This window comes from Pseudomonas putida (genome assembly GCA_041879295.1).
Taxonomy (GTDB): Bacteria; Pseudomonadota; Gammaproteobacteria; order Pseudomonadales; family Pseudomonadaceae; genus Aquipseudomonas; species Aquipseudomonas putida_Y.
Map to the genome: position 1 here is coordinate 3,468,148 of CP047152.1, position 12,050 is coordinate 3,480,197.

The following is a 12,050-nucleotide window of genomic DNA, read 5'->3' on the forward strand; positions in this document are numbered from 1 at the left end:
GTCTTACCTGCTGAGAGGCCGGCACTGGTGCTCCGGGCTGTATACAATCAGCAAAAAGCTTGCTTACAATACCTAGCGCCTATGACATCGGTAATCGCCGATGCGTATTGCGCAGGCTTGCACCATGTCATCTACAAACCCTGTAAAAACGCTACTCGTCAAAAACGCCGCGCTGCTGGTCACCATGGACGGCGAGCGCCGCGAGATCAAGAACGGCGGCCTGTTCATCGAAGACAACCTGATCAGGCAAGTCGGCCCCAGCGATACCCTCCCGCAGCACGCCGACGTGGTTCTGGAGATGGCCGGCAAAGTGGTCATCCCAGGGCTGGTCAACACCCACCACCACATGTACCAGAGCCTCACCCGCGTGGTACCGGCAGCTCAGGACGGCGAGCTGTTCAACTGGTTGACCAACCTGTACCCGATCTGGGCGCGCCTGACCCCCGAGATGATCGCGGTGTCGACCCAGACCGCCATGGCCGAGCTGATTCTCTCCGGCTGCACCACCTCCAGCGACCACCTGTATATCTACCCCAACGGTTGCAAGCTCGACGACAGCATCCACGCGGCTGCCGAGATCGGCATGCGCTTCCACGCCGCGCGCGGCAGCATGAGCGTGGGCCAGAGCCAAGGCGGCCTGCCACCTGACTCGGTGGTGGAAAAGGAAGCCGACATCCTCAAGGAGTCGCAACGTCTGATTGAGGACTACCACGATGCCAGCCACGGCTCGATGCGCCGCATTGTGGTCGCGCCATGCTCGCCGTTCTCGGTCAGCCGCGATCTGATGCGCGAAGCTGCCGTGCTGGCGCGCCAGTATGGGGTGTCGCTGCACACCCACCTGGCCGAGAACGTCAACGACATCGCCTACAGCCGCGAGAAGTTCGGCATGACCCCTGCCGAGTACGCCGAAGACCTTGGCTGGGTCGGCCACGATGTATGGCATGCCCACTGCGTGCAGCTCGACCAGCACGGCATCGAGCTGTTCGCCCGCACCGGCACCGGCGTGGCCCACTGCCCATGCTCGAACATGCGACTGGCCTCGGGCATCGCCCCGGTGCGCAAGATGCGCGACCATGGCGTACCGGTGGGCCTTGGGGTCGACGGCTCGGCCTCCAACGACGGCGCCAGCATGATCGGCGAAGTGCGCCAGGCCCTGCTACTGCAACGGGTGGGCTTCGGCCCTGACGCGATGACTGCACGCGAAGCACTGGAGATTGCCACCCTGGGTGGTGCGAAAGTGCTCAACCGCAATGATATCGGCGCCCTGGCCCCTGGCATGGTCGCCGATTTCGTCGCCTTCGACCTGGGCCATGTGGCGTATGCCGGCGGCCACCACGACCCATTGGCAGCACTGGTGTTCTGCACCCCGACCCAGGTGCATACCAGCGTGATCAACGGCCGCATCGTGGTGAAAGACGGCCAGCTGACCACTGTCGACCTGCCGCGCGTACTGGAGCGCCACAACCAGCTGGCACATCAGTTGGTCAGTGGCACTTGATGCCAGGCATCAGCTCGGCATCGCTGGGTTGAATGAAGGTAGTGCGCAGCCCTTTTGGGCTGCGCTGTCACGCAGCGAGATGTCCACTCAAAGGTCCATGACCATCTCATGCCAGGCCATGCCGCCGTGTTCCGACGGTGACGGTTTCACGTACTGGTAGCCCAGTTTCTGGTACAGGGCCACATGCTGCTCCTTGCACATCAGGTGAATGGCCTGCTTGCCCGCCGCGTGCATGCGTCCAATGAATTCGTTCATCAACACTTTGGCGTAGCCTTTGCCCTGGTGGGCCGGGTCTACAACCACCGACATGATCACCACGTTCGCTGCCGCCGGGTCATGGCCGACCAGCTCTTTGAATGCCTCGTCGGACATCACGACCTCGTGGGCGCAACCACTGTTGATGAAACCAACGATCTCGCCGTCACTTTCCAGCACCAGGAAGCCTTGTGGGTACTGCGTGATACGCGTGCGGATTTTCTCCAGCGTGGCTGCCTCATCCCCTTCATAGGCGCCAATTTCGATGGCGTAGCAACGCTCGGCATCTGCGGGGACGGGGGTGCGAAACTGGAGGGCGCTCATGGCAAGTATCCTTGGCAATGGTAAAGGCAGCCGCCATGATAAATGAGCATCGTCCTTGCGCTCCATCATTGCGAACTCGCCCAGGTCGGGCGTGTGATGCTTGCTGCTTGCCAAGGACGGCAAGCATCATGGGAGCCTTGCTCTATTGCCACGGATACGCCGATGACCGCTGTAACTTCCCCCACCACCGAACCAAGCCGCTGCAAACGCCTGAAAGCGGCCAGCAGCAGGGATCATGACAGCGTTGATCAACTGGTGATGGCAGCGCGGCCTTTCGAGAACCGCGCGCGCTATGGACGCTTCCTGCAGGTGCAGCACCGCTTTCATGGCAGCCTGCTGGCGTTGTATCAGGATGAACAGCTCAACCAGCAACTGCCTGGGCTGGCGGCGCTGTCGCGTTTCGCGGCGGTAGAGGCCGACCTGCTCGACCTGGGCCTGCCACTGCCAACGTCCCCCCAACCGGTCTGCGTCAGCTCGGCCCAGGCCCTGGGATGGCTGTATTGCAGTGAAGGTTCGAACCTGGGGGCGGCGTTTTTGTTCAGGCACACACAACGTCTTGGGCTGGATGGCGACAAGGGCGCCCGCCACCTGGCCCCCCATCCGGATGGCCGAGCGCTGCATTGGCGCGAGTTTGTCGCCAGGCTGGACAGCCTGGTGCTGGAGGAACAGGAAGAAGCAGAGGTGGTGGCAGGGGCAATTGCTGCGTTCGACAGTTATCGGGGGCATCTGCGTGAGGTATTTGCAGGCAGTTGACTGAGCGCAATGGCACCTGTTGCGGGTACTGCCCAGCACCAACCACCCCGGCAAAGTTCTTCAAGTTGTTGCTGCAGCGAACTTTTTCTTGATTCCCTGTCTATGTGTGAGGCGCAGAAAGGTAGCGGAACGCGAGACAAGGTTCGCCCCACACCTGCTGGCCAGATGGCTCAATTGTTATCAGAGGTTGGCTACGCTCATGAAAATACATGTCGCAAGGTTGGTGCTGCTCGGCCTGTTCTCGTTCGCGGCGGTGGGCACGGCATCGGCAACACAAATGAAAGCCACCGAGGCAGTTGCACCGGCCGTTCAATCACCGTTGCAACCAGCCGGCAACCCTTGGTCCAGGGTGGCCAGTGCAGCCGTTGAACAGCCGGCCACGCTGCTGGCGCATGATGACGATCGCTGGCATGGCCACCGAAGCGACTGGCGCCGCGAACAGTGGCGCCGTGAACAAGCCCGGCGGGACTGGGAGCGGCGGCGCGACTGGGAACGGCGCCGAGATTGGGAGCGCCGCCATGAGCGCGCCATGCGCCAGCGTCATCATGACGAGCATCGCTACTACCGCCGTTGAAGCCCAGGCGAGCGTGCAGGCGCGGTGTCAGTCGGCCAGCTGGTGAGCATCGCCCGCCGCCTCTGCCTCCATCTTCAAGCGGTCAGCCTTGCAGATGTACCTGGGCTTGCGCGGCGCCAGTTTGGCACTGGCCTTCTTGGCATGCGCCTGCAACAGTTGCTTGATCTTCTTACGACGGTTCATGGTCCACGGGGCCTGTCAGTACGGTTTAGCTGCCGCCATCATACCTCGGCAGCCTGGGGAAAACGCGGGCAAAGGCCAAGTTCATGCCTGCTACGGCCGCAGCAAGACACATGATTCGCCGCGTTGACGTTATTTTCACAGTCCGCAGATTAGCGTCACGCCCTTTCCGGCCACGAGCACAACCGCTGGCCGCCAAGGTACGACGAGGCATACGTGTCACACACTACATCCCCCGCCGCGCACAAGCGCGTGGACTGGGCCGGCTTGGGCTGGCTCTTGCTGTTCTTCTGGTATTTCTCCGGCGTAACCCAGGCGTTACTGCTGTTCAGCGGGACTACCGGCTTCGCCGGTTTTCGCGATGCGCTATTTCTCAGCAGCCTGTGGCTGGCACCCGTCCTGTTGCTGCCGCGCTTCACCCGCGCCACCGCGGCAATCATCGGCCTGGTGCTGTGGGCTGCATCGCTGGTGGGCCTGAGCTACTTCGGCATTTATCGCCAGGAGTTTTCACAAAGCGTCATCTTTGTGATGTTCGAGTCCAACACCGCCGAGGCCGGTGAGTACTTCAGCCAATACTTCAGCGTGGGGCTGGGCCTGGCACTGGTGCTATACACGCTGGTTGCGGTACTGCTTTGGCGGCGCGTGCGCCCGGTCAGCCTGCCGCTGCGCAGCCGCCTGCCGGTGGTCGTGCTATTGCTGGTGGCCAACCTGGTGTGGCCGTTCTACAAGCAGATGGTCACCCAGGAACGCAACTTCGCCGATGCGCTCGAAAAAGTGCAGCAGCGCATGGAACCGGCCGTACCTTGGCAGTTGCTGGTCGGCTACCGCCAGTATCGCCAACAGCTGGACAACATGCAGAAGCTGCTGGCCCAGAATGCCGCATTGCCACCGCTGCAAAACCTGCGTGACAGCAGTGGCAAGGCGCCACGCACCCTGGTACTGGTGCTGGGCGAGTCGACTACCCGCGAGCACATGCACCTGTATGGCTATAACCGCGACACCACGCCCAACCTCGACGCGCTGGCCGCCAGTGACAAGGGCCTGACCGTGTTCCGCGACGTAGTATCGCCGCGCCCCTACACCATCGAAGTGATGCAGCAGATCCTCACGTTCGGCGACGAGCAGAACCCGGACCGCTTCCTCAGCGCCCCATCGCTGATCAACCTGATGAAACAGGCAGGCTACAAGACCTTCTGGATCACCAACCAGCAGACCATGACCAAGCGCAACACCATGCTTACCACCTTCTCGCAGCAGACGGACGCGCCGGTGTACCTGAACAACCAGCGCAACCAGAATGCCAGCCAGTACGATGACGTGGTGCTGGCACCGTTCGAGAAAGCCCTGCAAGACCCTGCGCCCAACAAATTCATCATCGTGCACTTGCTGGGCACGCACATGGACTACCGCTACCGCTACCCGGACGACTACGCGCACTTCAACGACAGGCAGGGCGTGCCAGGCACGCTGACGGCGGACCAGGTAGAAACCTATAACTTCTATGACAACGCGGTGCGCTACAACGACTATGTGGTGTCGACCCTGATCAAGCGTTATTCGGCAGGCAACCCCAATGGGTTCCTGATGTACCTGTCCGATCATGGTGAAGACGTGTACAGCTCCGGTGACCACGACCGCCTGGGGCGCAACGAAGGCGCACCAACCCGGCCGATGTATACCATTCCGTTCCTGCTGTGGACCTCGCCTAGCTGGCAGGCCGACCACCCGCGTGACTTGCAGGCAATGGCCAACCGCCCGTACAGCAGCTCACACCTGATTCACACCCTGTCTGACCTGGCCGGGTTGAGTTATGACCTCTATGAACCGGCCAAGAGCCTGGTCAGCCCACAGTTCTTGGTAGCGCCACGCTGGATCGGCGACCCATACCGCAAGGATGGCTTGCGCGAGTTCGATCAGCTACCGCGGGACAAGGCCGACGGGGTGCAGGAAACAGCCAGCACCCGGCAGTAATGAGGCCACGGGTCATGCAGGGCAGCTTCCCTGCCGGGCACTCCCCCGCACCGCCTCGGCCAACTTGCGCAGGTTGGCCTGGTGCGCAATCACCAGGCTGGTGATGCTGTTGTCCGCGGCAGTCTGCACCGACGTACGGCAGGTCAACTCGGCCTGCCCTTCCTGCTTGAGGCGCCACACGGCCTCCAGCGAGGCGTAGCGCCCTGGTACCGTGTCGAAGCGCTGCACATCCACCCGCAGCGACGCCTTGCCACCGCCCGCCGGGCCGCCCAACTGGTCCTGCAGGGCGCTGCGGAATTCATCCACCAGGTTGGCGCCCCACCATTCCGTCTCCAGGATGGCCAGGCCGCTCTGCCCTTGCCGCACCACCAACTGTGGGCGGTCGACCTGGGGCGGCACAGCCACCCTGACTACCTGTATGCGCTGGCCGCTGCCACGCACCGGTTCGCTCGGTACCAGCGTGTGGTAGTTGTTCGGCGTACTGCTGCAGCCCCCGAGCCACACCAGCAGGCTGGCCACACATACATTGCGCAGTCGTTGCATCGGCTGTCTCCTCAGGGTTCAAGGTCTGCGGCCCCGGCCGCTTTCGGCCGGCCACGAATCAGCGACTCGGGGTGGCGGCCCAGGTAATCGGCAAGGTCACGTAGCGAACGCGACATGCGCTCCAGCTCGTCCAGTGTTTCGCTCATTCGCTGGCGCTGTGGCGAGTCTTCGGAAATGGCCGAGTTGGCCGTACGCAGGGTCTTGTGCACCTCGTCCAGCGCCACGTTCACGTCCGGCAGTGTCTGGCCATTGAACTGCCTGAGGCTGGCGCGCAGCTCACGCAGGCTGCCGTCCAGGTTACCGGCGATGCTTTCCAGCGGCAGCTTGGCAATGCGCTCCACTACCCGCTGCAACTGTTCCTGCAACTGCTCAAGGCTGCCGGGCAGCGTCGGGATCGTGATGGGATTGGCAGCCATGTCGAAGGTCACCTTGGGTGCATCCGGGTAGAAATCCAGCGAAATAAACATCTGCCCGGTGATCAGGTTGCCGCTACGCGCCTGGGCCCGCAGCCCATGTTCGACAAAAGTGCCAATCAGTTTCCGCGCACCTTCCAGATCGCCCTCGGTGTGCTTGAACACTGCCAGCATCTTGCGGTGCACCGGCCCCAGCCGCTGGGGGTAGATCACCGCATCGACCACTACCGGAAAGGTCTGCCGCGCAGCATCGTAGTCAAGCTGGATCGAGGTGACCCGGCCAAACTCCACACCCTTGAACTCCACTGGCGCCCCCACCGACAGGCCACGCATGGCCTGGTCGAAGCGCAACTGCAGGTACTGCGCCTGGCCATGCGGAGGCGACAGCGCCATGTCGCGGTCGGCGAATAGCTGGAAGCGGGCCTGGTCGGCAGCAGGCTCGGCTTGCGCCGCAAAATCGGGCGAGCCGAAGGCCAGCCCGCCCACCAGAATCGACGACAGCGATTCGGTATCGACCTTCAGGCCATTGGCTCCGATCTGCATGTCGATGCCACTGGCATTCCAGAAGCGCGTGTCAGCAGTGACGAACGTGTCGTAGGGCGCCTGCACGAATACGCCAATCTCTACCCCCTTGCCATCGTCCTGGAGCGCAAAGGACACCACTTCGCCAACCGGGATCTTGCGGTAGTAGATCGAAGAGCCGATATCCAGCGAGCCCAGGTCGCTGGCGACAAGAACAAAACGCTTGCCCTTTTCGTCATAGGTGATCGGCGGAGGCAGCTCCAGGCCGACAAAGGACTTTTCCGGCACTTTCGACTCGCCGGAATCGGCCCCGATGAAACTGCCCGAAAGCAACGTGTCCACCCCGGAAACCCCGCCGACACCGATGCGCGGTCGCACCACCCAGAAGCGCGCCCCTTGGGTAGCAAACGAACGGGCATCGTTGGAAAGCTGAACCTTGGCCACCACACTCTTCTTGTCGTCGGCCAAGTCCACCGTGGTCACTTCGCCGATCACCACGCTGCGGTATTTTACCTGGGTCTTGTGCGCCACCAATCCCTCGCCGCTGTGGAAAGAAATGGTGATCACCGGCCCTTGCTGCATCCAGTTGCGCACCACCAGCGAAGCGCCGATCAGGATCGCCAGGATCGGCACGATCCATACCAGCGACACACTCCAACGTCGGGTGCGCACTTCAACCTGCCCAGGGCCCTCGCGCTTGTCAGTCTGTTGCCCCATCAATGCGGCCTCCCCTCGTTGGCATGGCTATCCCAGATCAAGCGTGGATCAAAGCTCATCGCAGAGAACATGGTCAGCACCACCACCATGCCAAAAAACAAGATGCCCACGCGCGGCTCGATGGTGCCCAGCCCGCGCAGTTGCACCAGCGCAGCCACCAACGCCACTACCATCACATCGAGCATGGACCAGTAACCGATCAGCTCGACGAAGCGATACAACTGCGAACGCTGCCGGCAGGCCCAGGAAGAACCACGCTGGGCAGTGAACAGCAGCAGGCCAAGGGACAAGAACTTGATGGCAGGCACACCCACGCTGGCGATGAAGATGATCAGCGCGATGTCCCAGGCCCCGGCTTCCCAGAACTCCAGCACGCCACCGCCAATGGTGCTGTCTGTACCACTGCCGAGCATTTCGGTGTGCATCACCGGCAGCAGGTTGGCGGGGATGTAGAAAACCAGGGCTGCCAGCAGAAACGCCCAGCCACGGCTGATGGCATTGGCCTTGCGCCGGTGAATGACGGCGCCGCAACGGTCGCAGGTGTGCGCGCCACTGCGCGTGTCGCAGGCCTGGCCACAGCCATGGCACAGACACAAGCCAAGGTCGTGCGCATTGGCTGGAGTAGTCATACCTGTTCCCACAAGTCGCGGATGTCCTTGCCGGCAATGTGGATGATCAACATGCTAAGCGCAGCCAGGGCCAGCAGGCCGATACCGGGGATCACATCGAGCAGCCCCGCCAGCTTGATCACCGCCACCATCGCCCCCAGCAGACACACCTCCAGCATGCTCCAGGGCCGCAGGCTTTCCAGGCCACGCATGCACAAGGCGAAACCGGGGGCACGCTGGCCGGCAAGGGCAAAACTCAACACCCAGCACAACAAGGCAATTTGCAGCAGCGGCGCAAAAATGATCGATAGCGCCATGACCAGGGCGATGAAGGTGATACTGCCGTGACTGAGGATCTGCACGGCGTCCCACAACGTGGCCGAGTGGGTCAGCCCCTGCATGCCGATGGTCATGACCGGGTAATAGTTGGCGAATACCAGCAGGACGCCGCCCGTCACACTCAATGCCAGCCGCTGCTCAATGGTCAGTGACCTGTGCCGGTACAGCACGCCGCCACAGCGCTGGCAAAGGGCACGTTGATGTTTGAGCAGTGGTGCCCGGTGGTACACCGTGTCGCAATACTCGCAGATGATCAGATCTTGCGTCTGGCTCATGTCTTGCCCACAGGAAGCCTTGCATCAGGCCAAGAGGCTAATCGGAACGGCGTCTGATATCCGGTGTAGCCTATCTGGGCAAAACTTCCATCACCGCGTCAAAGGCGAACTATCCTGTGGGGCGGGCTTTTCGCCCGGTGGAGGTGTGCCATGCGTACGTTCACGTGGAGTTACCTGTTGCTGCTGTGCGCAGCATCGGCCGCCCAGGCGCAGTCGGTGGTGCCGCTCAAGGGTCAGAGCAGCCAGCAGATGCAACTGGATATCAACGATTGCAATACCGTCGCCACCAATGCCGCAAACGGCACGGCGACGTCCAGCGACCCACATGTCGGTGGCCGGGTTCGCGGTGCAACTGCGGGTGCGGCCGCCGGTGCTGTAGGCGCGCAGGTGCGCGGCAACCAGCATGACGCGCTGTATGACCGGGTGGGTGACGATGCCAAGCAGCAATACCGGCAGAACCGTGCCGGCGAAGCAGCCGCCGCCGGGGCCGCGGTCGGTGGCATGCGCCAGCGTCAGGACCGGCGCCAGGACAGGCGCGGCCAGGACGAGGCAAAAACCCAGGCCCATGCCAGTGCCTACAGCGGTTGCCTGCAGGGGCGCGGCTATCAGGTCAACCCCTGAGCAATGCCACGCCATGCGCCTCCTGCCGGGGAAGCATGGCGTGCTCAGTTCAGGAACTTCGCCAGCTCTTCCCGACAAAATTCCACGAACAACTGCGCCGGTTTGGTCAGCTGGACTCGCTTCAACCGCGCCGCAGCCAGCCCCGACAGCGCCACCGGCTCGGCAATGTCGAGCATTGCCAGGCGCTGGCCGTCATAGGTGTATTCCGAGTGCGGGCGGGTTACCAGCAACGAAAAACCGAAACCCTGACCCACCATTCCACGCACCATCTCAATTGATGGCGAACTGAAGACAATGTTCGGTGCCAGGCCCATATCGTTGAACAGGCTGACGAAGTATGTGCGGCTAGGGGCCACGTCCAGCAGGATCATCGGTTCCGGGCACAGGTCGCGCAGCGAGACCTGGGCCTGGCCGGCAAAGCGGTGGTTCTCTGGTAGCAGCACATAGGGCTTCTGCGGCGGCATCAGAGGTTCGGCCTCAATGGTGCCGTCCAGGTCGTGGTCATAGAGAAACGCCAGGTCGAAGGTACCGGCGGTCAGGCCCTGGATCAGGTCCTGCTGTTCACCGTCACGCAGGCGAATGTCCACACCCGGGTAACGCTGGCGAAAACCGGCTATCAGGCGAGGCAGGTACAGCGGTGCCACGGTTTCGAAACAGCCGATGTCGATTTGCCCGGCGACGGTATCGTTGTCGGCCAGGGCGTTCTGTTCGAACTCATGGGCCATCTGCAGCAGCGACTTGGTCTTGGCGTAGAAGCGTTTGCCGCTGGGCGTCAATGACACGCCCTGGGCGTGGTGGCGGATGAATAGCTGTACACCGAAACTTTCCTCCAGACTCTTGATAGCCGTGGAGATGGACGGCTGGGCGATATACAGCTGGCGTGACGCTTCGGCCACACTGCCCGCTTCCACGGTGGTGACGAAGTACTTCAGTTGTCGCAAGGTATAAGCAGCCACAGGGTACCTCTCTGACGCTGGTCTGGGCAGACTGGGATCGTGCCTCACACTTTACCCTTGGCTATAGCTGAGCGGGCGCTGAGCGCTGAAGGATTTACCTATACCTTGAACAGTTTTTTTGTATGGGCCGGGTTGCCCCGGCCCGGTGCATCACTCAAACCCGGGGTTCGCCCGAATGCAGTCGTCACCAATCTGCTTGTACCCCGACTCACAGGGCATTCCGCAAACTGGAGCCGCGCCGCGCTTACGCCGGGACAGCGTTGCAGGCGGCTCAGTGGTATCTGCCTGATCCTCATCATCGACGTCTGGCAGGTCTTTCATCGGTTCTTCTTGCATGCATTTCACTCCTTGGTGGGTTGCTAAGGCCAGGCCAACGATAGGTCGTGCGTGCGCTGTCGCGCAGCTGGAAACAGGTCCCAGAGGCACTGCAGCCACTGGTCAAAAACGCCCGAGCGTCTTTACTGATAGTCATCGGCCCAGGCAAGCGGTGTGCGCTAATGAAGATCGTGGTCACCAGCATCCTCGTCGACGACCAGGCCAAGGCCCTGGCTTTCTACCACTACGTACTCGGTTTCGAGCCCAGACACGACATCCCCATGGGCCGGCACCGCTGGCTGACTCTGACTTCGCCCAACGACCCCAATGGCGTCGAACTGCTGCTGGAACCCGACGCGCATCCGGCAGCCAAGGTGTACAAGGCCGCGCTCAAGCAGGATGGCATCCCCGCCACCTCGTTCGGCGTGCGTGACATCCAGGCCGAATACATGCGGCTATGTGCAGCAGGTGTGAAGTTCATCCGGCCACCTACCCCAATGGGGCCGGTTACCGTGGCGGTGTTCGATGATACGTGCGGCAACCTGATCCAGATTGCCCAGAAGCACTAGCCGGTTGCCCTTACCCCACTGCGCACCCACAAGGAAAAAAGATGCGCCACGAATTCAGCGAAGTGCTCAACGACCTGGTCGACTACTTTCTGCTCGGCGATATCCAGTTGCTCGAGCGCTTCAAGCAAGACCATCAACTGCCCGACGACCTGGCCCATGCGTTCACCCACGGTGACAGCGGCGACCAGGCTGTGCGCGAAGGTGTCGTGTTGCCGCTGGCCGGTGTCGACAACCTGCCCTACCGCATCCTGTTCACCCTCGATAACCACACACCGGCCCTGCGCGAGGCCGGCAGCCGTCTGAAGCACCGGCGCAATGGCTATGTACTGCGGGTCGAGCACGGTGCGCTGATGCTGTACACCTGGCGCATCCTGCAGCACTTCACGCCCAAGACCCTGGGTGACCTGATGGCGCGTTACCAGGTGACAGGGCGGCCGATCATCGAACTGGACAATGGCTGGTACGACGTGGAGGTGCTGGCGGGGGCACTGGTGCGCGACGGGTTGTACGAGCCGGCGTTCGAGTTCGTGTTGAAGAAGCGCTGGAGCCGGGGTGAGGCGACAGCTGTGGATACCGGGTACGCATTCGGGCTACGTGGCTACTTCGACTGATTGATC

General features: G+C 62.1%; 15 protein-coding genes. 7 read left to right on the forward strand and 8 right to left on the reverse strand.

Annotated features, from left to right (window positions below):
• The first annotated feature begins 124 nt into the window (after positions 1 to 124).
• Positions 125 to 1,498 carry an 8-oxoguanine deaminase gene (locus GST84_15890; protein XGB13734.1) on the forward strand — a complete coding sequence of 458 codons (1,374 nt, stop codon included), beginning with the start codon at positions 125 to 127 and terminating at the stop codon, positions 1,496 to 1,498.
• Between the two features lie 87 nt (positions 1,499 to 1,585).
• On the opposite strand, the gene GST84_15895 is transcribed toward GST84_15890, so the two are convergent.
• Positions 1,586 to 2,077, reverse strand: coding sequence for a GNAT family N-acetyltransferase (locus GST84_15895; protein ID XGB13735.1), 492 nt, complete (start codon positions 2,075 to 2,077; stop codon positions 1,586 to 1,588).
• A 162-nt stretch (positions 2,078 to 2,239) separates the two neighbouring features.
• Between GST84_15895 and GST84_15900 the strand changes: the two genes are divergently transcribed.
• Complete coding sequence (locus tag GST84_15900) at positions 2,240 to 2,830, forward strand: biliverdin-producing heme oxygenase (protein XGB13736.1); 591 nt, start codon at positions 2,240 to 2,242, stop codon at positions 2,828 to 2,830.
• A 199-nt stretch (positions 2,831 to 3,029) separates the two neighbouring features.
• Positions 3,030 to 3,404 carry a hypothetical protein gene (locus tag GST84_15905; protein ID XGB13737.1) on the forward strand — a complete coding sequence of 125 codons (375 nt, stop codon included), beginning with the start codon at positions 3,030 to 3,032 and terminating at the stop codon, positions 3,402 to 3,404.
• A gap of 27 nt (positions 3,405 to 3,431) precedes the next feature.
• Here the strand turns inward: GST84_15905 and GST84_15910 are convergent, their stop codons facing one another.
• Positions 3,432 to 3,587: a DUF2986 domain-containing protein gene (locus tag GST84_15910; GenBank protein ID XGB13738.1), complete on the reverse strand. Its 156-nt coding sequence runs from the start codon at positions 3,585 to 3,587 to the stop codon at positions 3,432 to 3,434.
• A 213-nt stretch (positions 3,588 to 3,800) separates the two neighbouring features.
• Here GST84_15910 and cptA point away from each other — a divergent pair, with 213 nt between their 5' ends.
• Entirely contained in the window at positions 3,801 to 5,555 is a 1,755-nt protein-coding gene (cptA, locus tag GST84_15915; protein ID XGB13739.1) for a phosphoethanolamine transferase CptA, read from the forward strand.
• Positions 5,556 to 5,567: 12 nt separating this feature from the next.
• Here the strand turns inward: cptA and GST84_15920 are convergent, their stop codons facing one another.
• From GST84_15920 to GST84_15935, 4 genes are read right to left on the reverse strand one after another with little or no spacing between them, the layout of a single operon-like run.
• The gene (locus GST84_15920) at positions 5,568 to 6,098 is read right to left on the reverse strand and encodes a hypothetical protein (GenBank protein ID XGB13740.1); all 531 of its coding nucleotides are present in this window, start codon (positions 6,096 to 6,098) and stop codon (positions 5,568 to 5,570) included.
• Between the two features lie 11 nt (positions 6,099 to 6,109).
• Positions 6,110 to 7,750, reverse strand: a complete 1,641-nt coding sequence (locus tag GST84_15925) for an MCE family protein (protein ID XGB13741.1) — start codon at positions 7,748 to 7,750, stop codon at positions 6,110 to 6,112.
• The gene (locus tag GST84_15930) at positions 7,750 to 8,379 is read right to left on the reverse strand and encodes a paraquat-inducible protein A (protein ID XGB13742.1); all 630 of its coding nucleotides are present in this window, start codon (positions 8,377 to 8,379) and stop codon (positions 7,750 to 7,752) included. Before GST84_15930 ends, GST84_15925 begins: the two co-directional genes overlap by 1 nt.
• Positions 8,376 to 8,972 carry a paraquat-inducible protein A gene (locus GST84_15935; GenBank protein ID XGB13743.1) on the reverse strand — a complete coding sequence of 199 codons (597 nt, stop codon included), beginning with the start codon at positions 8,970 to 8,972 and terminating at the stop codon, positions 8,376 to 8,378. Before GST84_15935 ends, GST84_15930 begins: the two co-directional genes overlap by 4 nt.
• Positions 8,973 to 9,122: 150 nt before the next feature.
• On the opposite strand from GST84_15935, the gene GST84_15940 reads away from it, so the two are divergent.
• Entirely contained in the window at positions 9,123 to 9,593 is a 471-nt protein-coding gene (locus tag GST84_15940; GenBank protein ID XGB13744.1) for a hypothetical protein, read from the forward strand.
• A 44-nt stretch (positions 9,594 to 9,637) separates the two neighbouring features.
• On the opposite strand, the gene GST84_15945 is transcribed toward GST84_15940, so the two are convergent.
• Together GST84_15945 and GST84_15950 are read right to left on the reverse strand one after the other, a co-directional pair.
• Positions 9,638 to 10,549 carry a LysR family transcriptional regulator gene (locus tag GST84_15945; protein XGB13745.1) on the reverse strand — a complete coding sequence of 304 codons (912 nt, stop codon included), beginning with the start codon at positions 10,547 to 10,549 and terminating at the stop codon, positions 9,638 to 9,640.
• A gap of 150 nt (positions 10,550 to 10,699) precedes the next feature.
• On the reverse strand, positions 10,700 to 10,885 hold the full coding sequence (locus GST84_15950) for a hypothetical protein (GenBank protein XGB13746.1): 186 nt from the start codon (positions 10,883 to 10,885) through the stop codon (positions 10,700 to 10,702).
• A gap of 161 nt (positions 10,886 to 11,046) precedes the next feature.
• On the opposite strand from GST84_15950, the gene GST84_15955 reads away from it, so the two are divergent.
• Both GST84_15955 and GST84_15960 read left to right on the forward strand, forming a co-directional pair.
• The gene (locus tag GST84_15955; protein XGB15784.1) at positions 11,047 to 11,433 is read left to right on the forward strand and encodes a VOC family protein; all 387 of its coding nucleotides are present in this window, start codon (positions 11,047 to 11,049) and stop codon (positions 11,431 to 11,433) included.
• Between the two features lie 41 nt (positions 11,434 to 11,474).
• Positions 11,475 to 12,044, forward strand: coding sequence for a hypothetical protein (locus tag GST84_15960; GenBank protein ID XGB13747.1), 570 nt, complete (start codon positions 11,475 to 11,477; stop codon positions 12,042 to 12,044).
• Positions 12,045 to 12,050: the final 6 nt, after the last annotated feature.

Excerpts from the sequence above, each read along its gene's own strand:
- GST84_15890 (XGB13734.1), top strand. The coding sequence starts at position 125 with ATGTCATCTACAAACCCTGTAAAAACGCTACTCGTCAAAAACGCCGCG.
- GST84_15895 (XGB13735.1), bottom strand. The coding sequence starts at position 2,077 with ATGAGCGCCCTCCAGTTTCGCACCCCCGTCCCCGCAGATGCCGAGCGT.
- GST84_15900 (XGB13736.1), top strand. The coding sequence starts at position 2,240 with ATGACCGCTGTAACTTCCCCCACCACCGAACCAAGCCGCTGCAAACGC.
- GST84_15905 (XGB13737.1), top strand. The coding sequence starts at position 3,030 with ATGAAAATACATGTCGCAAGGTTGGTGCTGCTCGGCCTGTTCTCGTTC.
- GST84_15910 (XGB13738.1), bottom strand. The coding sequence starts at position 3,587 with ATGAACCGTCGTAAGAAGATCAAGCAACTGTTGCAGGCGCATGCCAAG.
- GST84_15920 (XGB13740.1), bottom strand. The coding sequence starts at position 6,098 with ATGCAACGACTGCGCAATGTATGTGTGGCCAGCCTGCTGGTGTGGCTC.
- GST84_15925 (XGB13741.1), bottom strand. The coding sequence starts at position 7,750 with ATGGGGCAACAGACTGACAAGCGCGAGGGCCCTGGGCAGGTTGAAGTG.
- GST84_15930 (XGB13742.1), bottom strand. The coding sequence starts at position 8,379 with ATGACTACTCCAGCCAATGCGCACGACCTTGGCTTGTGTCTGTGCCAT.
- GST84_15935 (XGB13743.1), bottom strand. The coding sequence starts at position 8,972 with ATGAGCCAGACGCAAGATCTGATCATCTGCGAGTATTGCGACACGGTG.
- GST84_15940 (XGB13744.1), top strand. The coding sequence starts at position 9,123 with ATGCGTACGTTCACGTGGAGTTACCTGTTGCTGCTGTGCGCAGCATCG.
- GST84_15950 (XGB13746.1), bottom strand. The coding sequence starts at position 10,885 with ATGCAAGAAGAACCGATGAAAGACCTGCCAGACGTCGATGATGAGGAT.
- GST84_15955 (XGB15784.1), top strand. The coding sequence starts at position 11,047 with ATGAAGATCGTGGTCACCAGCATCCTCGTCGACGACCAGGCCAAGGCC.
- GST84_15960 (XGB13747.1), top strand. The coding sequence starts at position 11,475 with ATGCGCCACGAATTCAGCGAAGTGCTCAACGACCTGGTCGACTACTTT.